Annotated in this window: 19 protein-coding genes, 3 pseudogenes and 1 riboswitch; of the genes and pseudogenes, 8 read left to right on the top strand and 14 right to left on the bottom strand. The window is 68.5% G+C overall.

Going from position 1 to position 25570, the window contains the following annotated elements; all coding sequences use genetic code 11:
• Nucleotides 1-204: 204 nt before the first annotated feature.
• From uraD to OJJOAM_RS04000, 4 genes and pseudogenes are all read right to left on the bottom strand, one after another.
• Entirely contained in the window at nucleotides 205-687 is a 483-nt protein-coding gene (uraD, locus tag OJJOAM_RS04015; protein ID WP_422649488.1) for a 2-oxo-4-hydroxy-4-carboxy-5-ureidoimidazoline decarboxylase, read from the bottom strand.
• 179 nt (nucleotides 688-866) lie between these two features.
• Complete coding sequence (gene puuE, locus OJJOAM_RS04010; protein WP_422648938.1) at nucleotides 867-1817, bottom strand: allantoinase PuuE; 951 nt, start codon at nucleotides 1815-1817, stop codon at nucleotides 867-869.
• A 93-nt stretch (nucleotides 1818-1910) separates the two neighbouring features.
• A pseudogene (locus tag OJJOAM_RS04005) lies at nucleotides 1911-3318 on the bottom strand (nucleobase:cation symporter-2 family protein).
• A gap of 180 nt (nucleotides 3319-3498) precedes the next feature.
• The gene (locus OJJOAM_RS04000; RefSeq protein ID WP_422648937.1) at nucleotides 3499-4239 is read right to left on the bottom strand and encodes a GntR family transcriptional regulator; all 741 of its coding nucleotides are present in this window, start codon (nucleotides 4237-4239) and stop codon (nucleotides 3499-3501) included.
• Nucleotides 4240-4532: 293 nt separating this feature from the next.
• Here OJJOAM_RS04000 and uraH point away from each other — a divergent pair, with 293 nt between their 5' ends.
• On the top strand, nucleotides 4533-4886 hold the full coding sequence (gene uraH / locus OJJOAM_RS03995) for a hydroxyisourate hydrolase (protein ID WP_006576977.1): 354 nt from the start codon (nucleotides 4533-4535) through the stop codon (nucleotides 4884-4886).
• A 31-nt stretch (nucleotides 4887-4917) separates the two neighbouring features.
• Nucleotides 4918-6126: a urate hydroxylase PuuD gene (locus OJJOAM_RS03990; RefSeq protein ID WP_422648936.1), complete on the top strand. Its 1209-nt coding sequence runs from the start codon at nucleotides 4918-4920 to the stop codon at nucleotides 6124-6126.
• 149 nt (nucleotides 6127-6275) lie between these two features.
• Here the strand turns inward: OJJOAM_RS03990 and OJJOAM_RS03985 are convergent, their stop codons facing one another.
• The 9 genes and pseudogenes from OJJOAM_RS03985 to xdhA all read right to left on the bottom strand — a co-directional run bounded on the left by OJJOAM_RS03985 (nucleotide 6276) and on the right by xdhA (nucleotide 16924).
• Nucleotides 6276-6719: a type II toxin-antitoxin system VapC family toxin gene (locus OJJOAM_RS03985; protein WP_422648935.1), complete on the bottom strand. Its 444-nt coding sequence runs from the start codon at nucleotides 6717-6719 to the stop codon at nucleotides 6276-6278.
• Nucleotides 6720-6743: 24 nt separating this feature from the next.
• Entirely contained in the window at nucleotides 6744-6959 is a 216-nt protein-coding gene (locus tag OJJOAM_RS03980; RefSeq protein WP_422648934.1) for a FitA-like ribbon-helix-helix domain-containing protein, read from the bottom strand.
• 76 nt (nucleotides 6960-7035) lie between these two features.
• Nucleotides 7036-7656 (bottom strand): TMEM165/GDT1 family protein, encoded by a 621-nt coding sequence (locus OJJOAM_RS03975; protein WP_422648933.1) that lies wholly within the window; start codon nucleotides 7654-7656, stop codon nucleotides 7036-7038.
• 49 nt (nucleotides 7657-7705) lie between these two features.
• Nucleotides 7706-7887: riboswitch (yybP-ykoY riboswitch) on the bottom strand.
• A 135-nt stretch (nucleotides 7888-8022) separates the two neighbouring features.
• Nucleotides 8023-9198 carry a fatty acid desaturase gene (locus tag OJJOAM_RS03970; protein ID WP_422648932.1) on the bottom strand — a complete coding sequence of 392 codons (1176 nt, stop codon included), beginning with the start codon at nucleotides 9196-9198 and terminating at the stop codon, nucleotides 8023-8025.
• Nucleotides 9199-9334: 136 nt separating this feature from the next.
• Nucleotides 9335-10658 (bottom strand): annotated as a pseudogene (gene guaD, locus OJJOAM_RS03965) (guanine deaminase).
• 69 nt (nucleotides 10659-10727) lie between these two features.
• Entirely contained in the window at nucleotides 10728-11783 is a 1056-nt protein-coding gene (locus OJJOAM_RS03960) for an adenosine deaminase (protein ID WP_422648931.1), read from the bottom strand.
• Between the two features lie 61 nt (nucleotides 11784-11844).
• Nucleotides 11845-12939, bottom strand: coding sequence for a xanthine dehydrogenase accessory protein XdhC (xdhC, locus tag OJJOAM_RS03955; protein ID WP_422648930.1), 1095 nt, complete (start codon nucleotides 12937-12939; stop codon nucleotides 11845-11847).
• 29 nt (nucleotides 12940-12968) lie between these two features.
• Nucleotides 12969-15377 carry a xanthine dehydrogenase molybdopterin binding subunit gene (xdhB, locus tag OJJOAM_RS03950; RefSeq protein WP_422648929.1) on the bottom strand — a complete coding sequence of 803 codons (2409 nt, stop codon included), beginning with the start codon at nucleotides 15375-15377 and terminating at the stop codon, nucleotides 12969-12971.
• Between the two features lie 17 nt (nucleotides 15378-15394).
• Nucleotides 15395-16924, bottom strand: coding sequence for a xanthine dehydrogenase small subunit (gene xdhA / locus OJJOAM_RS03945; RefSeq protein WP_422648928.1), 1530 nt, complete (start codon nucleotides 16922-16924; stop codon nucleotides 15395-15397).
• A 266-nt stretch (nucleotides 16925-17190) separates the two neighbouring features.
• On the opposite strand from xdhA, the gene OJJOAM_RS03940 reads away from it, so the two are divergent.
• Nucleotides 17191-18141 carry a LysR substrate-binding domain-containing protein gene (locus OJJOAM_RS03940; protein WP_422648927.1) on the top strand — a complete coding sequence of 317 codons (951 nt, stop codon included), beginning with the start codon at nucleotides 17191-17193 and terminating at the stop codon, nucleotides 18139-18141.
• Nucleotides 18142-18203: 62 nt separating this feature from the next.
• Here OJJOAM_RS03940 and OJJOAM_RS03935 read toward each other — a convergent pair whose 3' ends face one another.
• Nucleotides 18204-19115, bottom strand: a complete 912-nt coding sequence (locus tag OJJOAM_RS03935; RefSeq protein WP_422648926.1) for a substrate-binding domain-containing protein — start codon at nucleotides 19113-19115, stop codon at nucleotides 18204-18206.
• Nucleotides 19116-19280: 165 nt separating this feature from the next.
• Here OJJOAM_RS03935 and OJJOAM_RS03930 point away from each other — a divergent pair.
• From OJJOAM_RS03930 to OJJOAM_RS03910, 5 genes and pseudogenes are all read left to right on the top strand, one after another.
• Nucleotides 19281-20373, top strand: a pseudogene (locus OJJOAM_RS03930) (substrate-binding domain-containing protein).
• A gap of 181 nt (nucleotides 20374-20554) precedes the next feature.
• Nucleotides 20555-21154 (top strand): DUF4126 domain-containing protein, encoded by a 600-nt coding sequence (locus tag OJJOAM_RS03925; protein ID WP_149319405.1) that lies wholly within the window; start codon nucleotides 20555-20557, stop codon nucleotides 21152-21154.
• A 186-nt stretch (nucleotides 21155-21340) separates the two neighbouring features.
• Nucleotides 21341-24106, top strand: a complete 2766-nt coding sequence (locus OJJOAM_RS03920) for an ABC transporter permease (protein WP_422648925.1) — start codon at nucleotides 21341-21343, stop codon at nucleotides 24104-24106.
• A 133-nt stretch (nucleotides 24107-24239) separates the two neighbouring features.
• Nucleotides 24240-24749 (top strand): group II truncated hemoglobin, encoded by a 510-nt coding sequence (locus tag OJJOAM_RS03915; RefSeq protein WP_422648924.1) that lies wholly within the window; start codon nucleotides 24240-24242, stop codon nucleotides 24747-24749.
• Nucleotides 24750-24775: 26 nt separating this feature from the next.
• The gene (locus tag OJJOAM_RS03910; protein ID WP_422648923.1) at nucleotides 24776-25396 is read left to right on the top strand and encodes a DUF924 family protein; all 621 of its coding nucleotides are present in this window, start codon (nucleotides 24776-24778) and stop codon (nucleotides 25394-25396) included.
• Nucleotides 25397-25570 lie beyond the last annotated feature (174 nt).

The following is a 25570-nucleotide window of genomic DNA, read 5'->3' as shown; positions in this document are numbered from 1 at the left end:
GGAACGTTGTGTACTGGGTCCCTGACGGGTTCTCTTTTTGGTATGCACGCCGGCATCGGTGGCGGGGGTGCCGGCGGCGGACGGCGCTGGCTTCGGGCGCCGTTCATCGTGTCATCGGACAGGGCGCCGGCGAACCCTTGCCGAGGCCTTGCCCGATGCGCGGTCTTGCTCCATGCGCATGTTCCATGCGAGCGGAATTTCGACTCAGCCGGATACTAAGTCGTCGAGGCGGAACTGGGCAATCCGATGGATCTGGTTGATGCATGTTTGCAACTCATCGGCCGGCGAATTCTCGATGCGTCTTGCGAACTCGTCGATGATGCCGGCGCGATCGTAGCCGCGTACCGCCAGAATGAACGGGAAGCCGAATTTCTCGTTGTAGCGGGCATTCAATGCCTGCAGCCGTTCGAACTCCTGCGGCGTGCATTGATTCAGGCCGGCGCCGCTCTGTTCGCGCGTCGATTCCTCGGTCAGCTCGCCGCGCACCGCGGCCTTGCCGGCCAGTTCCGGGTGGGCGCGCACCAGCTTGAGCTGGGCCGCTTCGCCGGCCTGGTCGACGGCCGCGCGCATCGCCGCGGCCAGCGCCTGGCGATCGGTGAAGGGGCGCTGCTCGGCGGCGCTGGCCGCGACCCAGGGCGAGTGTTCATAGATGCCGCCGAGCGCCTGCACGAATTCGGCGGACGGCATCGCGTTCAGTTGGGAGAGGGTGTAGGTCACGTCGGGACTCGGTTATCGGGTTCGGGTTCGGAGGAGAGGGGCATTGCCGCGGCACATTGCCCCGTTGCTTGTCGCCGTTGCAGGTTGCCGCGGCGCACTAACGCGGCGCACTAACGCGGCGAACTAATGCGGCGAACTAATGCGGCGAACTAACGCGGCGCGCCGGCCGTGTACGGATGCGTCTCGATCCAGTGCCGCGCAATGTCGATGCGGCGCGCGATCCAGACCTTGTCGTGCGACTGCACGTAGTCCAGAAAACGTTGCAGCGCGCGAAAGCGCCCGGGGCGTCCGAGCAGCCGGCAATGCATGCCGATCGACAGCATCTTGGGCTGGTTCAGCCCCTGCGGATCGCCCTCGGCGTACAGCACGTCGAAGGCGTCCTTCAGGTACTGGAAGAACTGCTCGCCGGTGTTGAAGCCCTGCGGCGTGGCAAAGCGCATGTCGTTCGAGTCCAGCGTGTACGGCACCACCAGATGCGGCTTCGTTTCGCCGTTGCCGGTCCGCACCTCGGTCCAGAACGGCAGGTCGTCGCCGTAGTAGTCCGAGTCGTAGACGAAGCCGCCGTGCTCGACCACCAGGCGCCGCGTGTTGGGGCTGTCGCGGCCGGTGTACCAGCCCAGCGGCGCGCTGCCGGTCAGCTCGCGGATGATCTGCATCGCGATGCGCATGTGCTCGCGTTCGGTGGCCTCGTCGATGTTCTGGTAGTGGATCCAGCGCCAGCCGTGGCAGGCGATCTCGTGGCCCAGCTCGACGAAGGCGCGGGTCAGCTCGGGATGGCGCTGCAGCGCCATCGACACGCCGAAGATGGTCAGCGGCAGGCCGCGCTGCTCGAACTCGCGCAGGATGCGCCAGACGCCGGCGCGCGAGCCGTATTCGTAGATGCTCTCCATGCTCATGTGGCGGTCGGGGTAGGCCGCCGCGCCGACGATCTCGGAGAGGAACTGCTCGGAGGCCGCGTCGCCGTGCAGCACGCAGTTCTCGCCGCCTTCCTCGTAATTGAGCACGAACTGCAGCGCCACGCGGGCGCCGCCCGGCCAGTGGGCGTGCGGCGGCTGGCTGCCGTAACCGATCAGATCGCGTGGATAGTTATGGTTTGTCATCAGGGTCACTCGGGTTGTCAAAACAGGCCGCACGGCATCGACCCGGCCCGCGCCGCCGCCGAGGCGGCGGCGTGGGCAATCGCACGGCTGGCCTTATTCCGTGCCGTGGGTATTGGCGGCCGCGTTGCGCATCGCTTCGTCGGCCGACTGCATGCCGTTGTAGAACAGGTTCAGCGCCACCGCGACCACCGTGCCCAGCACGATGCCGCTGTGCGTGATCGCATGGGTCCAGCTCGGCAGGTACTGGAAGAAGGTCGGCGACAGCGTCGGGATCATGCCGAAGCCGATCGAGATCGCGACGATGAACAGGTTGTGGCGGTTGCGGTTGAAATCGCACGAGCCCAGGATGCGGATGCCGGTCGCGGCCACCATGCCGAACATCACGATGCCGGCGCCACCCAGCACGAACTGGGGCACCGAGGCAACCACGTGCGCCATCTTGGGGGAACAGGCCGAAGGCGATCAGGATCAGGCCGCCCGCCGCCGCGACATAGCGCGAACGCACGCCGGTCACGGTGACGAGGCCCACATTCTGCGAGAACGAGGTGTACGGGAAGGTATTGAACACGCCGCCGATCACCGTGCCCAGGCCGTCGGCGCGCAGGCCGCGCGTCAGGTCGGCGTTGGACAGCCGCTTGCCGGTGATGTCCGCCAGTGCAAGGAACATGCCGGTCGATTCGACCAGCGTGATCACCATCACGATGCACATCGACAGGATCGCCGAGAAGTGGAAGGTCGGCATGCCGAAATGCAGCGGCGTGATGACGGCCACATAGCTGGCCTCGTGCAGGCCTTCGAACGACACCTTGCCCATCGCCATCGCGATCAGCGTGCCGGCGATGATGCCGAGCAGCACCGCGCAGTTCGACACCAGGCCGCGGCCATACTTGGTCAGCAGCAGGATGATGACCAGCACCGCCCCGGCGATGCCCAGGTTGGTCAGGTCGCCGTAGGCGAGGTTGGGCACTTCCTTGACCACGCCGTCGATCACCGCACGGGTGGTGGGCTGGCCGCCGGCGGCCCAGTTGATGCCGACCCGCATCAGCGACACGCCGATCAGCGTGATCACCGTGCCGGTCACCACGGGCGGGAACAGCCCGAGCATGCGGCCCATCATCGGCGCGATCAGGATGCCGAACAGGCCGGACGCGATCACCGCGCCGTAGATGCCGAGCAGCCCGATATTGGGGTCGGTGCCGATCGCGATCATCGGCGCCACCGAGGCGAACGTCACGCCCATCATCACCGGCAGCCGGATGCCGAACTTCCAGAAGCCGAACGCCTGGATCAGCGTGGCGATGCCGGCGGCGAACAGGTCGGCGTTGATCAGGAAGGCCAGCTGGTCCTTCGGCAGCTTCAGCGCGCCGCCGACGATCAGCGGCACCGCCACGGTGCCCGCGTACATCACCAGTACATGCTGCAGCCCGAGCGCGAGCAGCCGCCCCGAGGGCAGGCGCTCATTGGTCAGGTCCGTGGGGACCGTGGTGCTTGCGCTTGTCATTGTGTTTGTCTCCTCTCCGATGGTTGGACGTTTGCTTGGCGTCCGCATGCCTTCTGGTGCGTCCGGCCCGATCGTTCGGAACGATTCGGGCCTGGTCCCGCTGCCGGCACCTGCGAGGGGTGCGCGTGGCTGGGCGGGCTGCGAAAGCTGGGCGGGGCGCCGGCAGGGTGGAACAGCGGGCTAGGTGGAGCGTCCCAGCACGCTGCGAAGATCGAAGTTGCCCGGTTCGTCGGGCTGTACGCGGTCGGCGCAGGCGCCGAGATGGTGCGCCATGCGCGATTGCGCCAGGGCGGCGTCGCCCTGTTCGAGCGCATCGAGAATGGCCTCGTGTTCGTCGAAGGAGCAGGCGTTGTTGCCCGGCGCCTCGACGCTGGCGATCATCAGCGTGGTGCGCGATACCAGGCGGCGCATCATCGTGACCAGCAGCGCGTTGCCGGACAGCTCCGCGAGCGCAGTATGGAACTCGGCCGACAGGCGGATCCACTTGGGCCGCTCGTTGTTCAGGAAGGCCTGCCGTTCCTGCTGAACCATCTGCCGCACCGGCGCGATCACGCTGCGGACATTGCGCTGCGCCGCGAGCTTTTCCAGCACCGCGCGCTCGAGCATCTGGCGCAGCTCGAACATGTCGTGCGCCTCGTCGGTGGAAGGGCTGGCGATGAAGGCGCCGCGATTCGGTTCCAGGTCCACCATGCCGTCGGCCGCGAGACGGGCCAGCACCTTGCGCACGGTGTGGCGCGCGGTGGCATAGATCTCGCAAAGCGAATGCTCGGTCAGCTTGGTGCGCGGCGGCAGCCGATGCTCCATGATCGCGTCGTAGATCTCGTGATACATGCGCTCCTCGACCGAGCCCTTGCGCGGCTTCGTTTCGTTGGGCGCGGCGCCTTCATCGGCGCCGGCAATCAGCTTGAGAGTCTTGGACATCGTGGCACCCGCTGGTGGAGAGTTCGGCCGCGCCTCGTCCGAGGGCGCCGATCCAAAAATTGTTGACAATTATTTGGTTGTGCATTCAATATTGTCAACAAAACCGAACCAGGTTTTCGACAACTACGGGTAATCCCGCAGTTGTCATCCGGATTGGTGCAGCGCATTGTCGCCATGCACCAGTTCTGCGCCGGGATGCGTTGAAAAGACGTACCGAGCGGGCACCATACCCACAAATGGTGCTAGTGAAGGCAGCGGCGCCTCTCACCACCCACGTGCTAAGGAACCAGACCATGGGACGCTTGACCACCCACGTTCTCGACACCGCCGCAGGCATTCCCGGCCAAGGCCTGTCGATTACCCTTTCCAAAATTGTTGACAATCGCCGCGAAACGCTGAAGACCGTTGTGACCAATCACGACGGCCGTTGCGATCAGCCGCTGCTCGAAGGCGCCGACTTTGCCGTCGGTGTCTACGAGCTCGAATTCGGCGCCGGGGATTATTTCCGCGCGCGCGGCGTGCAGTTGCCCGAGCCCGCCTTTCTCGACGTGGTGACGCTGCGTTTCGGCATTGCCGATACCAGCGCGCATTACCACGTGCCGCTGCTGGTGTCGCCGTGGTCGTATTCGACCTACCGCGGCAGCTGATTCGCGCAGCGAGGGAAACAGGAGACAAGAGATGGAAGGCTACATTCTCGACTGGGCCAATCTGCTGCTGCGCTGGGCCCACGTGATCACCGCGATCGCGTGGATCGGCTCGTCGTTCTACTTCGTCTGGCTGGACAACAGCCTGCAAAAGCCGGTCGATCCCGAACTGGTGGACAAGGGCGTCGGCGGCGAGCTGTGGGCCGTGCACGGCGGCGGCTTCTACAACCCGCAGAAATACCTGACCGCGCCGAAGAAACTGCCCGAGAACCTGCACTGGTTCTATTGGGAGTCGTATTCGACCTGGATGACGGGCTTCGCGCTGCTGGTGGTGCTGTACCTGTTCAACGCCAGCACGTTCCTGATCGACAAGAACGTCTACGACATGTCGCCGGGCGCGGCGGTCGGCCTGGCCCTGGCGTATCTACTGGTGGGCTGGGTGGTCTACGACTGCATCTGCCGCGTGTTCGGCAAGAACGATCGCGTGGTCGGCATCCTGGTGGCGCTGTACGTGGTGCTGGCCGCCTACGTGGCCTGCCACCTGTTCTCGGGCCGCGCGGCGTTCCTGCTGACCGGCGCGATGATCGCGACCATCATGAGCGCCAACGTGCTGGTGTGGATCATCCCGGGGCAGCGCAAGACCGTCGCGGCGATGCGCGAAGGCAAGCCGGTCGATCCGATCCACGGCAAGAACGCCAAGCAGCGCAGCGTGCATAACACCTATTTCACGCTGCCGGTGCTGTTCGCGATGCTGTCGAACCACTACAGCATGACCTACGCGCACAAGTACAACTGGGTCGTGCTGGTGCTGATCATGCTGGCCGGCGTGCTGATCCGCCAGTTCTTCATCCTGAAGCACAAGGGCAAGATCAATGTCCTGTGGCCCGCCGCCGGCGTCGCCGCGCTGGGCGTGGTCGCCGTGATGATCGCCCCGCAGCCGCGCCAGCCGGTGGCCGCGCAACCGGACGGCGCCACCGCGACCAAGGTCAGCTTCGCCAAGGTCCAGGAGATCATGAACGCGCGCTGCGTGCAGTGCCATGCCGAGGCGCCGAAGATGATGCCGACCGCGGCCAAGGGCATCAAGCTCGAGACCGCCGACGAGATCAAGGGCCATGCCCAGCTGATCTATCAGCAGGCCGTGCAGCAGAAGGCGATGCCGCTGGGCAACGTCACGCAGATCACGGACGACGAGCGCGCGCTGCTGGGCCAGTGGTTCGAGTCCGGCGCCAACACGACGCAATAACCCACCGATCGGTGATCGACGGTCCGGTGGCCGCGCAGTCGGCGACCGCAGTACCGGACCGGCGAGGGTTTGAACGGGGCGAAAGCCCCGTTTTTTTATGGCCTTGTATCCGTATCGGGTGTTCGGTGACGCGTCTCAGCAGACGCCGCTCAACGGTCGCCGGTGTCGCCTGGCGGTTGCTCCCACGGATTGACGATCGCGATACCGCAGTCGACGAAGTCCCTGGTATTGCGCGTGGCGACGATGGCGCCTTTCGACCGCGCCATCGCGGCGATCATGGCATCCAATCGGCTGATGGGCCGACCAATCATTCTTCGTCTGGCGGACACCTCGACATAGGCGTCGGCAGCATCGTTGTCGAACGGAATGATCCTGCCGGACAGTTCCTCATCGAGAATCGACCTGGTTGCCGCCCGCAAGGCGTCACGACGCCGGCCGGGCGCCAATAACGCGATGCCGTAGAGAAGCTCGGCGCGGGTCACCGTGGTGGTAAAGACCGAAGCGGCAGGCTGCGCGGCGACCCAGGCCGTCACCCTTGGCTCAGGCATCGGCCGTAGCAGCTCGGACAGGACATTGGTATCGAGAACGATCATCGTGCACCGCTACGGTTCGCGGCATCAGCTTCTTGGCGGAATGTCCAGCTCGACGCCACCCAACGGGGCAATGCGCGCGCGGATGGCTTCGACGAGCGGGCGCGTCGCCGGGGGCGCCGACAGTGCCTGGCGTAGTATGTCGCGAGCCTCGTCTTCCACGGATTTGCCATGCAAGGCTGCGCGCTCGCGCAGGCGCGCGGCAAGCTGGTCGTCGATATCGGGAATCGTCATGCTGGCCATGATAGGGTCCCTCGGCAGATGCGATTGCAATATTATGCTTCCGCCGTTGCGGCCGCGCGTCGCGAGAGACGCGGTATCAGTGAGCGGCCGGCATTCCCTTGCCGATGCTGGCGGCGCCCATCAGCGCCCGATATCCATCAGCGCCACCACCCCCCAGCACGACGAACACCGCCGCGGCGATGCGGTGGACCAGCCGGATCGGCAGCCGGTGGGCGAAGCGTTCGCCGAGCAGCACCGCGGGCACATTGGCCAGCATCATGCCGATCGTGGTGCCGGCGACCACCGCGAGGATGTCCGTGCTGAAGCGGGCGGCGAGGGCGACGGTGGCGATCTGGGTCTTGTCGCCCATCTCGGCGAAGAAGAACACCACGAGGGTCGCGCACAGCACGCCGAACGCGCCCTTGACCGCCTTGGGCTTCTCGGTCTCGTCGAGCTTGTCCGGGATCAGCATCCATGCGCCCATCGCGATGAAGCCAAGGCCGAGGATCCAGCGCAGCAGCGCCGCGCCGACCATTTGCGTGATCCAGCCGCCGAGCGCGCCGGCCAGGCCGTGATTGACCAGCGTCGCGATCAGGATGCCGAGGATGATGGGGATGGGCTTGCGGTAGCGCGCAGCGAGAATGAGCGAGAGCAGCTGGGTCTTGTCGCCCATTTCCGCGAGGGCGACGATACCGGTCGAGACGAGCAGGGATTCCATTCGTTGTTATCGGAGCAGCGGGCCGGACGCATCGCGAGATGCCAATGACGTGCGTTTTCCCCGGCCCAGCCGAAAAACGACGTCATCGGTCTCGCCAGGCCCTGGAACAGGCATTGCACCGTTCCGAAGCTGCGCACGCCATAACCGCAAGCGGTCAAGTCTGTTGACGTACGCCCCTGTCGCGCGACTCGGTGTCGGGCGCCAGGGCGGCTACTCCCCAATGAGGAAGCGCGATTATAGCCAGTCTGCGAGGCGGTCGTCCATCCCGCGGCTAGCCTGTGACGCAGCGGATCGCGCCAAGATCTGGCGCAGACCGGCCTCGGACTGGGCACAGATCGCGCCCGGACCGCGCCAACACCGCGCCCATTACGCCGGCACCGGCGACGGCGTGGTGGTGCGGCGGCCGCGGAAATCGGTCCAGCACAGCGCCTGGAAGTCATACAGCTTGCAGCGGCGCGCGGTATCGAAATACCAGCGCCACGAGAAGTTCTGCACCACGATGCGGCCGGGCAGCGCCTGCTCCAGCAGCGCCTGCGCGCGCTTGAGCCGGTACAGCGGCACGCTCATGTCGACGTGGTGGGCGGTGTGTTCCATGATGTGGTGCAGCAGGGTGCCGACACCATGGCGAAAGCGCAGATGGACCGTGGTCGAGACGAAGGGCTGGGCGCGCGCCCACATCGCCTTGCTGTCGTACCAGGCCACGCTCTCATGAGTATGGTGGACGTAGAGCACGAAGCCGACGGTCGCGTTCCAGACCAGGAAGGGCACAGCGAAGCCGGCGGCCAGCAGCAGCGCGACCGACTGCTGCGTCGCCAGCGCCAGCCAGACCAGCGCGCCGATCCACAGCACCGCAAAGCCCGCCACCAGCAGGCAGTCGGCCAGGAAGATCCGCCGGCGTGTCGCCATCTGCCGCCGGCTGGGGAAGAACAGCTTCAGCCACCAGATCTCGATCAGGTAATACAGCCCGGCGCCCAGGCCGTTGCGGTACAGCCGTTCCAGCGCGCGCCGCCACCACGGCAGCGCCGCGTATTCCTCCATCGAGTACGGCGCCCAGACGAAGTCGAAGCCCTTCAGGTTGGTATAGCCGTGATGGACGACGTTATGGCCGACCTCCCACAGGCTGTATGGCGTCAACGACGGCAGGAAGGCGATCCGGCCCAGCCATTTGTTCAGGCCGCGGCGCGCCGTCAGGCTCTGGTGGCAGGCATCGTGCCCGAGGATGAACAGGCGCGCGATCAGCACGCCGGCCAGCACGCCGAGCCCGAGCTTGGCGAGCCAGTGCGGGGCGACGACGAGCGCGGCGAGGGCGGCGATGAACAGCGCCGCGTCGAGCGCGAACAGCAGCAGCGCGCGCGGCGTGCTGCGCTCGGACAGCGGAATCAGCCAGCTACGGATGATCTTGCGCGGCGGCAGCGGCGCGTCGGGCGGCAGCGGCGCGGGCGGATGGCCGGAACGATCGGCATCGGCGGGCGGAACGGCCGAGGCCGCGGGAACGGCTGGGGCGGGCGAGACGGGTGCAACGGCTGAGGCTGGTGTGGTCATCTTGGCATCGGCATTGTCGAATGGCGCGGGCCAGCGTAATGCAGATCGATGACAACCGCCTTGACCGCGGTCAAGGCACGGCGCCCGGACGGGCTGCGCGGCCTGTCTGGCGCCGTTCGCCGATGGCGCTGCGTGTTTATACGCCCGCCCGCTCGCCCATCACATAGACGCTGTCGATGACCCGATCGTCGCCCAGCATCGCAAACGCGAACAGCTGCTCTTCGAGCGTTTCCGAGCGCGCGCTGCGGCGGCCCAGCAGCGGCGTGGCGTCGGGGTCGAGCACGATGAAGTCGGCCTCGTTGCCCGGCGCGAAGCTGCCGACGCGGTCGCCCCAGCCCAGCGCATCGGCCGGCGCGCGCGTGGCCAGGTAGAACATCCGCAGCGCGGTCAGGTGGTAGCCGCCCATCCGCGCGACCTTGTGCGCGGCGTTCATCGTGCGCAGCATCGAGAACGAGGTGCCGCCGCCGACGTCGGTGGCCAGCGTCAGATGGAGCCGATGCGCGTCCGACTGGTGGAAGTCGTAGAGGCCGCTGCCGAGGAACAGGTTCGAGGTCGGGCAGTGCGCCACGGCCGCGCCGGTATCGGCGAGCCGGCGGCGATCGTCGTCATCCAGGTGGATCGCATGGCCGTAGAACGCGCCCGGGCGCAACAGGCCGTATCGATCGTAGACGTCCAGGTAGCTGCGCGCCTGCGGGAACAGCTCGGCGACCCATTTGACCTCGTCGCGGTTCTCGGCCACGTGGGTCTGGATCAGCGCATCGGGGTAGGCGCGCGCCAGCTCGCCGCAGGCCGCCAGCTGCGCCTCGGTCGAGGTCGGCGCGAAGCGCGGCGTGATCGCATAGGACAGGCGCCCCTTGCCATGCCAGCGCGACAGCAGATCGGCCGATTCGCGCGCGCCGGACTCCGCGGTGTCGCGCAGGAAGTCCGGGCAATGGCGGTCCATCAGCACCTTGCCGGTCGCCAGCCGCAGATTGCGGCGATGGCTCTCGGCGAACAGCGCGTCGGCCGAGGTCGCATGCACCGTGCTCCAGACCAGCGCGCTGGTGGTGCCGTTGCGCAGCAGCTCGTCGGCGAAGAAGCTGGCCACCCCGGCCGCGTATTCGGGCTCGGCGAAGCGGCGCTCCTCGGGGGAAGGTGTAGGTGTCGAGCCAGTGCAGCAGGCCCGGCGACGGCGACGCGATCATGTCGGTCTGCGGGTAGTGCACGTGCGTATCGATAAAGCCCGGCACGATCAGCTTGCCGCGATGGTCGATCACCTCGGTGCCCGGGGCAATCGACGGCGACAGCTCGGCGTAGGGGCCCACGGCGGCGATGCGGCCGTCGGCGACCAGCAGCACACCGTCTTCCCAATACTGATACGCGTCATCATGGAATTGCGGGTCGCGCAGGAAATGCAGCACGCGGCCACGGATGGCGCGAATGGTACCGGTCGGGGAAGAGGAGCTGGTGGTCTGGTTCATGGTCGTGGGGTTGGAGAGGGCCGGCGCGGGACGCCGGCCGATATTGCGCCGGTCAGGGCCGCAACGGCATCAGGCCGTCGCGGCGCTTGCCGGCGTCGTGGGGCTGGCCGATTGCCAGAAGCGGTCGACCTCGGTCAGGTATTCGGCCTTCAGCGCCGGCCGCAGGAAGCTCGCCTCGAAACTGTTGCGCGCGAGCCGGTGCGCGTCGGCGGCATCGAGCGGCAACGCCTCGAAGGTCGCTTCCCAGTTGGCGTTCATATAGCCGCCGAAATAGGCCGGGTCGTCCGAATGGATCGTCACGGCAACGCCGGCGTCGAGCAGCTTCTTCAGCGAATGGTCGCGCAGGTCCGGATAGACCTTGAGCTTCTGGTTCGACAGCGGGCAGACCGTCAGCGCGATGCGTTCGCGCGCCAGCCGCTCGACCAGCGCCGGATCGTCGATCGCCCGCACGCCGTGGTCGATCCGCTCGACCTGCAGGATGTCGAGCGCGTCGCGGACATAATCGGCCGGGCCTTCCTCGCCGGCATGGGCCACGCGATGCAGGCCCAGCTCGCGCGCGCGGGCGAACACCCGCGCAAACTTCTCGGGCGGATTGCCGCGCTCCGACGAATCGAGGCCGACGCCGACGAAGCGGTCGCGATAGGGCAGCGCGGCTTCCAGCGTGGCGAACGCGTCTTCCTCCGACAGATGCCGCAGGAAGCAGAGGATCATGCTGCTGGAGAAGTCGTATTGCGTGCGTGCCTGCGCGAGCGCGTCGGCGATGCCGTCGATCACGATCTCGATGTCCACGCCGCGCGCGGTATGCGTCTGCGGATCGAAGAGGATTTCCGCGTGGCGCACGTTGTCGGCGACGGCGCGCTCGACGTACGCCATCGTCATGTCGAAGAAGTCTTCCTCGGTCAGCAGCACGCTGGCGCCGGCGTAGTAGATGTCGAGGAAGGACTGCAGGTCCGTGAACGCATAGGCGGCGCGCAGCGCCTCGACGCTGGAGTAGGGCAGCTTGACCTGGTTGCGCTGCGCCAGCCGGAAGATCAGCTCGGGCTCGAGCGTTCCTTCGATGTGCACATGCAGTTCGGCCTTGGGAGTGCGGCGGATGCGTTCCGCGAGCGCGGCGTCGAGCGTCATGGGGGATCCTTTTTTTGCTATGCCGGCATGCTGCTCGCGTTCGAGCAGAGGGCCGGCGCGGTTACCGGTGGGCGGGGCTGCCGCTGTCGCTGCCGCTTCCGCTGGCGCGCTCGCCCGGTCGCCCGCCGTCCCGCTGCATGGGCGGTGCGTCGGAGCGCAGCGCGGCCAGGCGCTGGTCGCGCACTTGCAGCAGCTGGGCGACGATGGCAACTGCAATCATAGCCGGAGCCTTGTCGGTGATGCCCGCGACGCCGATCGGGCAGGTCATCCGCGCAAAGGCGGCCGGGTCGATGCCATGCTCGACCATCCGGTGTTCGAAGCGGGCCCGCTTGGTCTTCGAGCCGATCAGCCCGAAGTACGCGAAGTCGGTGCGCCGCAGGATCCGTTCGCACAGCGCCTGGTCCAGTGCGTGGCTGTGCGTCATGACCAGGAAGTAGCTGCCGGGCGGTGCGTGGTCGACCACCGCCTCGGCCGTATCGGTGGCCTCGGCCACCACGTTGCCGGGCAGGCCGGCAGGAAACAGCGTGTCGCGCTCGTCGACCCAATGGACCGTGCACGGCAGCGTGCCGAGCACCTTGACCAGCGCATGGCCGACGTGGCCGGCGCCGAACAGCACCACGTGCATCTCGTCCGGGGCCAGCAGGTCGGTCCAGCTGCCGTCCTCGTGCAGCGTGACGGCGGGCAGCGTGGGCAAGGGCGTGCGGTCGATGGCATGGCGCACCGCGCCGGCGGCCGGCACCGTGCGCGTCACGGTGCGGCGCGCGGCAAAGGCGGCCGCCACCGCATCGAGCCATTCGAGATCGGCCGGTCCCAGCCGCTCGAAGCCGAGCTGCACCACGCCGCCGCAGCACTGGCCCAGCGCGGGCCCGAGCGGAATCCGCACGACGCGGCGCGTGGCATCGGGCGCGAGAGAAGAGGGCTTGCCGCGCGACGCCGCGTCCAGCATCTCGCGCGCGATCGCCATGCCGCGCCATTCCAGATGGCCGCCGCCGATGGTGCCGATCAGGTCGTCGCCGGTCACCAGCATGCGGATGCCGGGCTCGCGTGGCGCGGAGCCCTTGACCTCGACGATGGTGACCATCGCCACCGGTACGCCGGCGCGCACCAGCGCGGCGGCGTCGGCGAAGCGGAAGGGCTTGAGCGGGGCGTCCTGCATGATCGCTTTCGTGCCGTCGGCGGCCGCGATCACGCGGCCGCGGCCTGACGCACGGCATCGGCCGCGTTCAGGATCGCCTCGGCGGTCGCCGGCGCATCGAGCGGCGGGTTGACGCGATAGCCGCCCAGGCTGGCAACGGCATCGCGAATCGCGAAGAACACCGAGAACGGCAGCAGCAGCGGCGGCTCGCCGACCGCCTTCGAGCGGTGGATGCTGTCCTCGGCGTTGCGGTTCTCGAACAGCCGCACGTTGAACACTTCGGGGCAGTCGTTGACGGTCGGGATCTTGTAGGTCGACGGCGCATGCGTCATCAGCTTGCCGTCCTTGTTCCACCACAGCTCCTCGGTGGTCAGCCAGCCCATGCCCTGGATGAAGCCGCCTTCGACCTGGCCGATATCGATCGCGGGATTCAGCGAGCGGCCGACGTCGTGCAGCACGTCCGCGCGCAGCAGCCGGAATTCGCCGGTCAGCGTGTCGACCAGCACTTCCGAACAGGCCGCGCCATAGGCGTAGTAGTAGAACGGCCGGCCCTGCAGCTTGCTCTGGTCCCAATGCAGCTTGGGAGTGGCGTAGAAACCGTCGGACCACAGCTGCACGCGGGCCACATAGGCCTGGCGCGCCAGCTCGTCGAAGCGCAGGCGTAGCTCGCCCGCGACCACCAGGTCGTCGCCGAAGCGCACGGTCGATGGATCGACGCCGGCCTGGCGCGCGGCGAAGGCGGCCAGCCGCTCGCGGATCTGGCGCGCCGCGTCCTGCGCGGCCTTGCCGTTCAGGTCGGTGCCGGTCGAGGCGGCCGTCGCCGAGGTGTTGGCCACCTTGCTGGTGTCGGTCGCGGTCACGCGCACGCGTTCGAGCCGGATGCCCAGCTCGTGCGCGACCACCATCGCCACCTTGGTGTTCAGCCCCTGCCCCATCTCGGTGCCGCCGTGATTGACCAGCACCGAACCGTCGTTATAGACGTGCACCAGCGCGCCGGCCTGGTTGAAGTGGGCGACGTTGAACGAGATGCCGAACTTGACCGGCGTGATCGCGATGCCCTTCTTCAGCACCGGGCTGGCCGCGTTGAACGCGCGCGTGGCCTCGCGGCGGGCGCGGTAGTCGCTGCTGGCCTCGAGCTGGTCGAGCAGTTCGTGGATGACGTTGTCCTCGACGGTCTGGCCGTAGGGCGTCACGTTGCGCTCGGTCTTGCCGTACAGGTTGTCGCGGCGCACGTCGAGCGCATCGCGGCCCACGGTACGCGCGATATTGTCCAGGATGTACTCCATCGCGAACGCGCCCTGCGGTCCGCCGAAGCCGCGGAAGGCGGTATTGCTCTGCGTATTGGTCTTGCCGCAGTAGCCGTCGATCTGCACGTGCGGCAGCCAGTAGGCGTTGTCGAAGTGGCAGATCGCGCGGGTCATCACCGGGCCCGACAAGTCCGCCGAGAAGCCGGCGCGCGACACCATTTCCACCGCGACGGCCTCGATGCGGCCCTGCGGGTCGTGGCCGACTTCGTAGTCGAACACGAAGTCGTGGCGCTTGCCGGTGATCATCATGTCGTCGTCGCGGTCCGGACGCAGCTTGACCGGGCACATCAGCTTCCAGGCGGCCAGCGCCGCGCAGCAGGCGAACAGCGCGGACTGCGATTCCTTGCCGCCGAAGCCGCCGCCCATGCGCCGGCATTCGACCAGCACCTGGTGCACCTGCCAGCCGAGCACGTGGGCGACCGCGTGCTGCATCTCGGTCGGATGCTGGGTCGAACACCAGACGTGCATGCCGTCGTTTTCCTTCGGCACCGCATAGGCGATCTGGCCTTCCAGATAGAACTGCTCCTGGCCGCCGAGGCGGATATGGCCCTTGTCGCGATGCGCGGCCTTGCCCAGGTGCTCGCGCGGCTGGCCGCGCTCCAGATGCATGGGCGGCAGCACGTAGCTGCGAGCCTCGTGTGCCGCCTGCGGCGACAGGATCGGCGGCAGGTCCTCGTAGTCGATCGCCGCCAGGCGCGCGGCGCGGCGCGCAGCATCGTGCGAGGAGGCCACCACGACGAAGATCGGTTGGCCGACGAATTGCACCGTGTCGCTCGCCAGGATCGGGTCGTCGTGGATGATCGGGCCGCAGTCGTTGACGCCGGGGATGTCCTTCGCGGTCAGCACCGCGACGACGCCCGGCGCGGCGCGCACCTTGTCGAGCGCGATCGAGCGGATGCGGGCATGGGCGCGGGCGCTCATGCCGAGCGCGGCGTGCAGCGTGCCCGCGAGTTCGGGGATGTCGTCGGTATAGGTGGCCGTGCCGGCCACGTGCAGATGCGCCGACTCGTGCGGGCGCGACACGCCGATCTGCGGCGGCGCCTCGGCGGCGATATGCGCGGCGAGGTCGCGGCCGCTGAAGTCCGCCGTGACGGGAGCACCGCCGTTGGCGACACCGGTGTCGAGCAGGAAGGCCTCGGTTTGCTTGTTCATGCCGATCGCTCCTCTTCTTAAACGGTGGCCGAGGCGGTCGCGTTGGCCGCGGAGGCCGGCACGCTGCCCGCGCCCGGCGCCCGGACGTTGACGGCCGCGGCCGGCAGCGCATCGTCGCGCGTCTCCAGCCAGAAGCGGTACAGCAGATTCGCGGCGCCGCGCGCGCGGTATTCGGCGGTGGCGCGCATGTCGGTCAGCGGCGTGTAGTCCTGCGACAGCGCGGCCATCGCGGCCTTGACGGCGGTCTCGTCCCAGCGCTGGCCGAGCAGCGCGGCTTCGGCCTGGGCGGCGCGCTTGGGCGTGGCCGCCATGCCGCCGAAGGCGATGCGGGCCTGGCGCACCACGCCGTCGGCGACGGTGATGCCGAAGGCGGCGCAGACCGCGGAAATGTCCTCGTCAAAACGTTTGGACAGCTTGTAGGTACGGAAGTGCTGGGGCCCGGCCACCGGCACGCGCAGCGCCGCGACGAACTCGCCCTCGGCCATCGCGGTCTTCTGGTAGGCCAGGTACAGGTCCTCGAGCGGCAGCGTGCGGCGCGTCTCGCGATGCTGCAGCACGACCTCGGCGCCGAGCGCGATCAGCGCCGGCATCGAGTCGCCGATCGGCGAGCCGTTGGCGATATTGCCGCCGAGCGTGCCGGCATTGCGGATCGGCAGCGAGGCGAAGCGTTTCCACAGCTCTTCCAGCTCGGAATGGGCGTCGGTCAGCGCGGCGTAGGCCCGCTCCAGCGAGACGGCGGCGCCGATCTCGATGACGCCGTCGTGCTCGACGACCTGCTGCAGGTCCTCGACCTGGCCCACATAGAGCAGATTGCCCAGCTCGCGGAACTGCTTGGTGACCCACAGGCCCACGTCGGTGCTGCCGGCCAGGATGCGCGCGGACGGATCGTCGGCCTTCAGCGCGGCGAAGGCCGACGCGGTGCGCGGCGCATGGAAGACGGCCCCCGACGGGTCGCGATAGTGGAAGGTGTCCTCGCGCATCAGCGTGCGCAGCGCGGTGGCGATCGCCTTCGGCTCCAGCCGGCTGGCGTGCGGGGCGGGCAGCGACATCATGCGCTGGCCCGCCTCGATGATCGGCCGGTAGCCGGTGCAGCGGCACAGATTGCCGGTCAGCGCGTCGCAGATGGTCTGGCGGTCCGGCGCGGGTCCGCCCGGCTGGTGCTGCTGGTACAGCGCCCACAGCGACATCACGAAGCCCGGCGTGCAGAAGCCGCATTGCGAGCCGTGGCATTCGACCATCGCTTCCTGCACCGGATGCAGCGAGCCGTCGGCCTGGCGCAGGTCCTCGACCGTGATCAGCGCCTTGCCGTCGAGCGTGGGCAGGAACTGGATGCAGGAGTTGACGGCCTTGAAGCTCAGTTCGCCATCCTGCTGCAGTTCGCCGATCACCACGGTGCAGGCGCCGCAGTCGCCCTCGGCGCAGCCTTCCTTGGTGCCGGTGCAACGCGCGTCCTCGCGCAGGTATTGCAGCACGGTGCGGGTGATCGGGGCATCGGTGACCTGCTGAACCTGGCCGCGATGGTAGAAGCGGATGGGTTGTGTCTCCATGGTCGTTTTATCTCCTTGCGATGGCGACAAACATAGCACTCGCGCCGAGTAGCAATATTCGGCCCAGGTGATATGCCCCATCATGACGCGCACGCCGCCCGGGGCCCGCCGCCGCGGCCCGCGATTGCGCTGCAGCGCACAGATTTGCGGGGATTCCGCGGGTTTGCGCCGAATTGACCGCTGCCAGGGTGACTGGCATACACTATGCGCCGATCCTTATCCCCACGCCACCGGCCCGCAGGCTCATCAGGCCGGACGAATCCACCATGCACGGACGCGACCATCTGGACACCTATCTGCTTCGGGTATTGCATACCCTGCTGACCGAGCAGAGCGTCACGCGCACGGCGGTGCGGATGGGGCAATCGCAGCCGGCCATCAGCAATACGCTCAAGCGCCTGCGCGAGATCACCGGCGACGCGATCCTGGTGCGCGGCAAGAGCGGCATGGTGCCGACCGAGCGCGGGCGCGAGCTGCTGGAGCTGGCCGAGCAGAGCCTGGCCGCGATGGACCGCATCGCGCGGCCCCCGCAGCAGTTCGATCCGGCCACCACCGACCGCACCTTCCATCTGGGCGCGCCCGATTATCTGGACGCCTTCTTCCTGCCCAATATCGTCGAGCGGGTACGCCGGCTGGCGCCGGGCGCGAAGCTGTTCGTCCATCCGCTGACCAGCGCCACGGACTTCCTGGAGGAGCTGGAGCAGGGCAAGCTCGACATCGTGATCGGCAACTGGCTGTCGCCGCCCGAGCATCTGCATATCTCGCCGCTGTTCGAGGACGAGGTCGTGTGCATGCTCGGCGCCCAGCATCCGCTGGCGAAGAAGGGGCTGTCGCTGAAGCACTACCTGGAGATGCCGCATCTGGCGCCGGCGCCGTATGCGTCGATGCAGCGAAGCATGATCGACCAGGCGCTGGCGGAGCAGGGCTACAAGCGCCGCATCCAGGTCACGCTGCCGTATTTCGGGCTGGTGCCCTATGTGCTGATGAAGACCGACATGGTGTTCACCACCGGCCGGCAGTTCGCCGCGCACTATGCGCAGTACCTGCCGATCCGGTTGGTGCCGGCGCCGGTGTCGTTCCCGCGCATGCGCTTCTACCAGCTATGGCACGAGCGCTGCCACGCCGCGCCGGACGTGCTGTGGCTGCGCCGGATGATCGCCGAGGTCGCGGCCGACCTGCCGCTGCTTCCGCGGTTGGAGATGGCGGCCGAGCCCTGACGGGTTGACAGGATAGGGGCCGCCGCAGGCCCGAACTCCCGGCCCAGGCTGCCGGCCCAGTCTCAGGAGCCCGACTTGTAGCTGGGGAAGAACAGCTGTTCGCCGTCGACCTTGTAGCTGGCGATGGCGTCCTGCCCGGCCTTCGACGTGATCCACGCGATCAGCTTGCGCGCATCGGCGTAGTTGATGCCGGGATGCCGCGCCGGATTGACGGCGATGATGCCGTACGGGTTGAACATCTTCGGATCGCCCTGCACCGCGATCGCCAGGCCCGTCTTGGCGCGATAGGCGCCGTAGGTGGCGCGATCGGACAGCGTGTAGCCCGGCATCTGCGCCGCCATCGTCAGCACCTCGCCCATGCCGAGCCCGGCGTTGATGTACCAGGGCTGGCCCTTGGGCTCGATGCCGGCCTCCTTCCAGTACGACTTCTCCATCACGTCGGTGCCAGAGTTGTCGCCGCGCGAGATGAACCTGGCGCCGCTGGCGGCGATCTTGCGGAAGCCGGTGATCACGTCCTTGCTGCCCGCAATCCCGGCGGGGTCCGCCGCCGGGCCGACCACGATGAAGTCGTTGTACATCACGTCGCGCCGGTCGATGCCGTGGCCCGCGGCGACGAAAGCGTCTTCCATCTTGCGCGCGTGCACCAGCAGCACGTCGACGTCGCCCATCTCGCCCATCTTCATCGCCTTGCCGGAGCCGACCGCGATCACCTTGACCGTGACGCCGGTGTCGCGCTCGAAGCGCGGCAGCAGGGTCTTGAGCAGGCCGGAGTTTTCGGTGCTGGTGGTGGTCGCGAGCTTCAGTTCGCCCGCGAAGGCCGCGCCGGTGCCGAGCAGCGCGGCGGCGGACAGCAGGGCGGCGGCCAGGCGCGGCAGCGCGCGGGCGGCGCGGAATGGGCGGAATGGGCGGAATGGGCGGGAGGGGGCGGTCAGGCCGGATGAGGCGGAGTGGCGACCCGGGCGGGCAAACGGCATGTCGGAAATCCTCTTGTTATGTTTATCTGAACATAATTGCATGCGCCCATCCGCTTCGGTGACAATGCGCGACATCCGAAGCTTCCGCTAATCTGCGCAAGCTTGTACGGGCGCCATGATTGTCTCGGCACTCCAAGAACAAAGTAAATAAGAACAGCGGAACATATGACATTCCATTTCGAACTGTTTCCGGTGGTATCGACGGACGACAACCCTCGTGCCAACGGCAAGGTGTTCCTGCTGCTGCAGGCGGTGCGCGAGACCGGCTCGCTGCATCGCGCCGCCGCCAAGGTCGGGCTGTCGTACCGGCATGCCTGGGGCGTGATGCGCGACTGGGAGGCGCTGCTCGGGCGCAGCATGCTCGATATGGAGCGCGGCCGCGGCGCCTCGCTGACCCGCTTCGGCGAGCGCCTGCTGCGCGCCGAGGTCAAGCTGCGCGAGGCGGTCGATCCGGCGGTGCGCAAGGCGCTGGCCGAGTTTGCCGCGGAGCTGGACGATGCGGCCCGGCCGCAGACGCGAATCCATTTCTCCGGCAGCCACGACCCGGCGATGGAGGTGCTGGCGGCGGCGCTGAACGAGCAGCCGGAGGGCCTGCAGCTCGATACCGTGTTCTGCGGCAGCGTCGAGGGCCTGATCTGCCTGCACGAGCGGCAGGCCGAGCTGGCGGGCTTCTATGTCGCGCCGATCCAGACCGCCGGATCGGTCGCGCACGTGACGCTGCGCAAATGGCTGCGCCCGTCCTCGGTGCGGCTGATCCCCCGTGGCCTCGCGCGAGCAGGGCCTGATCGTCGCGCCGTCGCGGGCGCGCGAGATCCGCGAGCTGCGCGACCTGGTGCGCACGCAGGCGCGCTTCGTCAACCGGCAGCGCAGCTCGGGCACGCGGCTGCTGTTCGATCAGTTGCTGGCGGCGCAGGGCCTGTATGCCGACCAGGTCGCCGGCTACGACCAGCCCGAGTTCAGCAACGAAAAGGTCGCCGAGGCCGTGCATGCCGGCCGCGCCGAGGTCGGCTTCGGCCTGCGCGTCAACGCCGAGGCGCACGGCCTGGCCTTCGTGCCGCTGACGCGCGAGGTCTACTATCTGGCGCTGCGCAAGGCCGACCAGTTCGCGCCGTGGGCGCACGCGCTGCTGGCGCTGCTGGCCGATCCGGCGATCGGTGCCCGCATCACCGCGCTGCCGGGCTATGCGCTGGCCGAGCAGCGCGGCCTGCTGGCGCCGGAGCAGGTGCTGCCCTGGTACGGGGTGGACGGGCGGGAGTAGGGGCAGCTCACAGACCATTGGTCTTCTCCCTCTCCGCAGGCGGGAGAGGGGGAGCAGGGTTGAGGCTTGGCGCGAGCCGCGCCGGGCAGGCCAGGACGGGCCCGGAGGGGCCCGGATCAGGCCCGTATTACACTGCGCCCATGGCCGGCGCCGCCGGCCGCGACTCTGCGAGGGCGTCCCGATGCTGGAAACCGCCGCGCTGGCCGCGGGCATGTCCTGGGCCAGCGGCTTTCGTCTCTATCTGGCCGTGCTGGCCGCCGGCGTGCTGGCCCGCATGGGCTGGCTCGATCTGCCGGCCGGGCTGCAGCCGCTGGCGTCCAACTGGGTGATCGGCGTGGCGGCGGTGCTGGCGCTGGCCGAGTTCATCGCCGACAAGGTGCCGGGCTTCGATTCGGTCTGGGACGGCTTCCATACCTTTGTCCGCATTCCCGCCGGCGCGATCCTGGCGGCGGCCGCCTTCGGCAATCTCGATCCGCAGTGGATGGTGATCGCCGGCCTGATCGGCGGCACGCTGGCCGGCACCGCCCATGCGGCCAAGGCCGGCACCCGCGCGCTGATCAATGTGTCGCCGGAACCCTTTTCAAATTGGGCGGCCTCATTCACCGAGGACGTGACCGCCACCGGCAGCCTGCTGCTGGCGTTCTTCCTGCCGGTGCTGTTCTTCGTGCTGCTGGCCATCAGCCTGTTGCTGGCGCTGTGGCTGCTGCCCAAGCTGTGGCGCGGCGTGCGCAAGCTGCATGGCGCGCTGACGCGCAAGGGCGGGCCGCCCGCCGCGTACTGACCGGGATCGGCGCCCTCATCGACGTCATCCCGGCGCCATCCGCGCCCGCAAACCGAACACCCCGAATACCGGCCGAAATACCCCGAGAACCGCCCAATACGCCGAATACCCGCCGAATACGCCGGACACGCCGAACACCCGGAATACGCCGAACACCCGAATACCCGAATACCCGACCACGACATCATGCCGACCGATTCCGCCGCGGATTCCACCGCCCCTGCGCTAGTACGCCCCGCCGCCGTTCCCCATGCCGGGGCCCGTTTCTCGCCGTGGGCGCAGGCGTGGCGGATGGCGCGGCGCGACTGGCGCGCCGGCGAGCTGACGCTGCTGCTGTTCGCGCTGGTGCTCGCGGTGGCGGCGCTGGCCAGCGTCGGCTTCCTGTCCGACCGGATGCGACAGGGCCTGGAGCGCGACGCCCGCCAGCTGATCGGTGCCGACGTGCTGCTGGTGGCCGACCAGCCCTTCGATCCGGCCTTCGCGGCGCAGGCGGCGGCGCAGGGGCTGACCGTCGCGCAGACGGTGACCTTTCCGAGCATGGCGACCGTGGCGAGCCCGGCCGGCGCCGCCAACGGCAGCACGAACGGTGCTGCTACCACCGGCCCCACCACCGGCGCCACCAACGGCGCGACCGCGCAAAGCGCCAACGGCGCGGATGGTGCCGGGCGCGCAGACAACGGCACCGCCGCCCAGCCCGGCGCCGCGCCGGCCGACGGCGATGCGCCGGCCAGCCAGCTCGCCGCGCTGAAGGCCGTCAGCCCCGGCTATCCGCTGCGCGGCACGTTGAAGACCGCCACCGCGCCCGGCGCACCGGGCGAGCCGGCCGGCGGCATCCCGGCGCCCGGCACGGTATGGGTCGACGAGGCCCTGCTCGGCGGGCTCGGCGTGCGGGTCGGCGACACGTTGCGGCTGGGCAGCCGCAGCTTCCGCATCGACCGGATCATCACGCAGGAACTGGACCGTGGCGGCGGCTTCATGAACTTCGCGCCGCGCGTGATGCTGCCGCTGTCCGATCTCGAGGCGACCGGCCTGATCGGCTGGGGCAGCCGCGTCAGCTACCGGCTGCTGGTGGCGGGGCCGGAGGCGGCGGGCGTGGCCTATCGGCAGTGGGCCGAGGGCGAGATCGAACGGCGCGGGCTGCGCAATACCCGGGTCGAGTCGCTGGACTCGGGCCAGCCGCAGATGCGGGCCACACTGGACCGGGCCGAGCGCTTCCTGTCGCTGGTCGCGGTGCTGTCGTCGATGATCGCCGCGGTGGCGATCGCGATGTCGGCGCGCCGCTATATGCAGCGCCATACCGACGCCTGCGCGATCTACAAGTGCCTGGGGCTCTCGCGCAGGGAGATCCTGCTGGCCTTCGGGCTGGAATTCCTGCTGGTCGGCGTGCTCGGCGCGGCGCTGGGCGTCGTGCTGGGCTATCTCGGCCATTACGGGCTGCTGCTGTCGCTCGGCAACCTGCTGACCGTGTCGCTGCCGCAGCCGTCCGCGCTGCCGGCGGTGATCGGCCTGCTGTCGGGGCTGGTGCTGCTGATCGGCTTTGCGCTGCCGCCGCTGCTGGCGCTGACACGCGTCGCGCCGCTGCGGGTGCTGCGCCGCGACGTCGGCATGCCGCCGATCTCGGTGTGGATCGCCTATGCGCTGGGCCTGGGCGCCTTCGTCTCGCTGCTGCTGGTGGCCGCGCGCGACCTCAAGCTCGGCCTGCTGACCGCGGGCGGCTTCGCCGGCGCCGGCGTGGTGTTCGCGCTGCTGGCGCTCGGCCTGCTGACGCTGCTGGCGCGGCTGGTGCGCGGCCGTCTGGTCGGCGGCAAGGCGGCCGGGCGCGCGGTGGGCTGGCGCTTTGCGCTGGCCGTGCTGGAGCGCCGCCGCGCCGTCACGGTGCTGCAGACGGTGGCGCTGGCCGTCGGCCTGATGGCGCTGCTGCTGCTCGGCATGACGCGCAACGACCTGATCGATTCGTGGCGCAACGCCACCCCGGCCGACGCGCCCAACCGCTTCATCATCAATATCCAGCCGGACCAGCGCGAGCCGCTGCGGCAGATGCTGTCGCGCGACGGCATCGACGATCTGCTCTATCCGATGGTGCGCGGCCGGCTGACGCATATCGGCGGCGAGCCGGTGCAGGCCTCGCGCTACGAGGAGGGCCGTGCGCGCAATCTGGTCGAGCGCGAATTCAACCTGTCCTATACCGATGCGCTGCCCGAGGGCAACCGCGTGGTGGCCGGCCGCTGGTTCGACGGCAAGCGGCCCGAGGCGTCGATGGAGGAGGGCATCGCCAAGACGCTGGGCGTGAAGCTGGGCGATACGCTGCGCTTCGACGTGGCGGGCCAGCAGATCGAGGCGCCGGTGACTTCGCTGCGCAAGCTCGACTGGAGCTCGATGCGCGTCAATTTCTTCGTGATCCTGCCGCCGTCGATGATGCAGGGGCTGCCCGAGACCTATATCACCGCCTTCCACCTGAAGCCCGAGCTGGCGCCGCTGGGCAATGCGCTGAGCGCGCGCTTTCCCAACATCACGATCGTCAATACCGAGCTGATCCTGCGGCAGGTGCAGGGCGTGCTGGACCAGGTCATCGCCGCGGTGCAGTTCCTGTTCGCCTTCACGCTGGCGGCCGGCGTGACGGTGCTCTATGCCGCGCTGGCGGGCGCGCGCGACGAGCGCCGCCGCGACGCCGGGCTGCTGAAGGCGCTGGGCGCGTCGGCGGCGACCATCAAGCAGACGCAGTACGCCGAATTCCTGGTGGTCGGCGGCCTGGCGGGGCTGCTGGCCAGCATCGGCGCGATCGCGGTCGGCTGGGCGCTGTCGCGCTTCGTGTTCGACTTCTCGTATGTGCTCAATCCGTGGATCGTGCCGGTCGGCGTGGTTTCTGGCATGCTGTGCGCTTTTGCCGGCGGCTGGCTGGGCCTGCGCGACGTGCTGCGCCAGCCGGCGCTCGCGACGCTGCGGGAGGCTTGAAGGGCTTCACGGCGCTTCAGGCGGCTTCGAAGGGCTCGAAGGCTCGAAGGCTCGAAAAGGGCTTTCGAAGGCTCCGAAAGGGCCCTGAAGCGGCGCCATCGCCGGCAAACCGATTCCGTTGATTCGAACCGCAATGTCCGACGTATCCCGGCAGAATGCCGACACCCCTATCGCTGCCGACGCGCAGCCGAGCAACCCGGCCACCGACAAGGTCGCAGACCCGGCCGCCGACAAGCCCACCGACACCACCGATCAGGCGCCACAGGCCACCGCCTACGATCTGATCGGCGGCGAGGCGCGCGTGCGCGAGCTGGTCGATCGCTTCTACGACCTGATGGACCTCGAACCGGAGTTCGCCGGCCTGCGCGCGCTGCATCCGCCCTCGCTGGACGGCTCGCGCGACAAGCTGTTCTGGTTCCTGTGCGGCTGGCTGGGCGGCCCCAACCATTTCATCGAACGCTTCGGCCATCCGCGCCTGCGCGCGCGCCATCTGCCGTTCGAGATCGGCATCAGCGAGCGCGACCAGTGGATGCGCTGCATGGCGATGGCGATGCAGGACGTCGGCCTGTCCGAGGACCTGCAGATGCGGCTGCTGCAGGCGCTGTTCCAGACGGCCGACTGGATGCGCAACGTCGCGCGGTGATGCGTCAGGAGCTGCAAGGAGAAGCGATGGACCAGACCAATCACAACAACCTCGCCGCCCGCATCCTGGCGTTCTGGTTCGGCACGCCGGACGCGCCCGACTGGGATCGCGAGCGGGCGATGTGGTTCACCCGCAGCGAAGAATTCGATGCCCGCGTGCGGGCCGAATTCCTGCCGGCATGGGAAGCCGCGCATGCGGGCACCGATGGGTGGTCGTCGTTCGTCGAGAACACCGCCGACGTCGCGCCGGAAACCTTCTGCGCGCGCATCGTGCTGCTCGACCAGTTCCCCCGCAACATGTTCCGCGGCGATCCGCGCAGCTTTGCCACCGACGCGCAGGCGCTGGCGCTGGCCCGGCGGATGGTGGAGCGCGGCGACGACCGCTGCCTGCCGACGCCGTATCACCGCATGTTCTGCTATATGCCGTTCGAGCATGCCGAAGCGCTGGACGCCCAGCACGCGGCGGTCGAGCTGATGACCGCGCTGCGCGAGGACACGGCGGGGCGGGTCGATGTCGTCGAATGGGCCGAGCGGCACCGCGTGGTGATCGAACGCTTCGGCCGCTTCCCGCATCGCAATGCGGTGCTGGGCCGGCCCAGTACCGACGAGGAAGTGGCCTTCCTGCGCCAGCCGGGCTCGTCCTTCTGACAGGTTCCGACAGGGAGCGGGCGGCGTCGCCCGCCGTTCGTGCCGGCGCAACGCTGCTCAGGGCCCAACCGGGTCCGCCTTGGGTCGCGATCAGGTTCGGGTCAGGTTCGGGTCAGGTTCGGATCAGGTCCTGATCAGTCCCCTCTTGGTCCCGCTCAGGTCCCGATCAGGCCC

Origin of the sequence: Cupriavidus sp. H18C1 (assembly GCF_049311595.1) — a bacterium.
Taxonomy (GTDB): domain Bacteria; phylum Pseudomonadota; class Gammaproteobacteria; order Burkholderiales; family Burkholderiaceae; genus Cupriavidus; species Cupriavidus cauae.
Note: the sequence above shows the minus strand (reverse complement) of the source record. Positions and strands in the feature narration are given on the sequence as shown.

Excerpts from the sequence above, each read along its gene's own strand:
- OJJOAM_RS03960 (WP_422648931.1), bottom strand. The coding sequence starts at position 11,783 with ATGACGCTCGACGCCGCGCTCGCGGAACGCATCCGCCGCACTCCCAAG.
- OJJOAM_RS03910 (WP_422648923.1), top strand. The coding sequence starts at position 24,776 with ATGGACCAGACCAATCACAACAACCTCGCCGCCCGCATCCTGGCGTTC.
- uraD (WP_422649488.1), bottom strand. The coding sequence starts at position 687 with ATGCCGTCCGCCGAATTCGTGCAGGCGCTCGGCGGCATCTATGAACAC.
- OJJOAM_RS03980 (WP_422648934.1), bottom strand. The coding sequence starts at position 6,959 with ATGGCCAGCATGACGATTCCCGATATCGACGACCAGCTTGCCGCGCGC.
- OJJOAM_RS03990 (WP_422648936.1), top strand. The coding sequence starts at position 4,918 with ATGGAAGGCTACATTCTCGACTGGGCCAATCTGCTGCTGCGCTGGGCC.
- OJJOAM_RS03940 (WP_422648927.1), top strand. The coding sequence starts at position 17,191 with ATGCACGGACGCGACCATCTGGACACCTATCTGCTTCGGGTATTGCAT.
- OJJOAM_RS03920 (WP_422648925.1), top strand. The coding sequence starts at position 21,341 with ATGCCGACCGATTCCGCCGCGGATTCCACCGCCCCTGCGCTAGTACGC.
- xdhA (WP_422648928.1), bottom strand. The coding sequence starts at position 16,924 with ATGGAGACACAACCCATCCGCTTCTACCATCGCGGCCAGGTTCAGCAG.
- OJJOAM_RS03975 (WP_422648933.1), bottom strand. The coding sequence starts at position 7,656 with ATGGAATCCCTGCTCGTCTCGACCGGTATCGTCGCCCTCGCGGAAATG.
- xdhC (WP_422648930.1), bottom strand. The coding sequence starts at position 12,939 with ATGCAGGACGCCCCGCTCAAGCCCTTCCGCTTCGCCGACGCCGCCGCG.
- OJJOAM_RS04000 (WP_422648937.1), bottom strand. The coding sequence starts at position 4,239 with ATGTCCAAGACTCTCAAGCTGATTGCCGGCGCCGATGAAGGCGCCGCG.
- OJJOAM_RS03915 (WP_422648924.1), top strand. The coding sequence starts at position 24,240 with ATGTCCGACGTATCCCGGCAGAATGCCGACACCCCTATCGCTGCCGAC.
- puuE (WP_422648938.1), bottom strand. The coding sequence starts at position 1,817 with ATGACAAACCATAACTATCCACGCGATCTGATCGGTTACGGCAGCCAG.
- uraH (WP_006576977.1), top strand. The coding sequence starts at position 4,533 with ATGGGACGCTTGACCACCCACGTTCTCGACACCGCCGCAGGCATTCCC.
- OJJOAM_RS03970 (WP_422648932.1), bottom strand. The coding sequence starts at position 9,198 with ATGACCACACCAGCCTCAGCCGTTGCACCCGTCTCGCCCGCCCCAGCC.
- xdhB (WP_422648929.1), bottom strand. The coding sequence starts at position 15,377 with ATGAACAAGCAAACCGAGGCCTTCCTGCTCGACACCGGTGTCGCCAAC.
- OJJOAM_RS03935 (WP_422648926.1), bottom strand. The coding sequence starts at position 19,115 with ATGCCGTTTGCCCGCCCGGGTCGCCACTCCGCCTCATCCGGCCTGACC.
- OJJOAM_RS03925 (WP_149319405.1), top strand. The coding sequence starts at position 20,555 with ATGCTGGAAACCGCCGCGCTGGCCGCGGGCATGTCCTGGGCCAGCGGC.
- OJJOAM_RS03985 (WP_422648935.1), bottom strand. The coding sequence starts at position 6,719 with ATGATCGTTCTCGATACCAATGTCCTGTCCGAGCTGCTACGGCCGATG.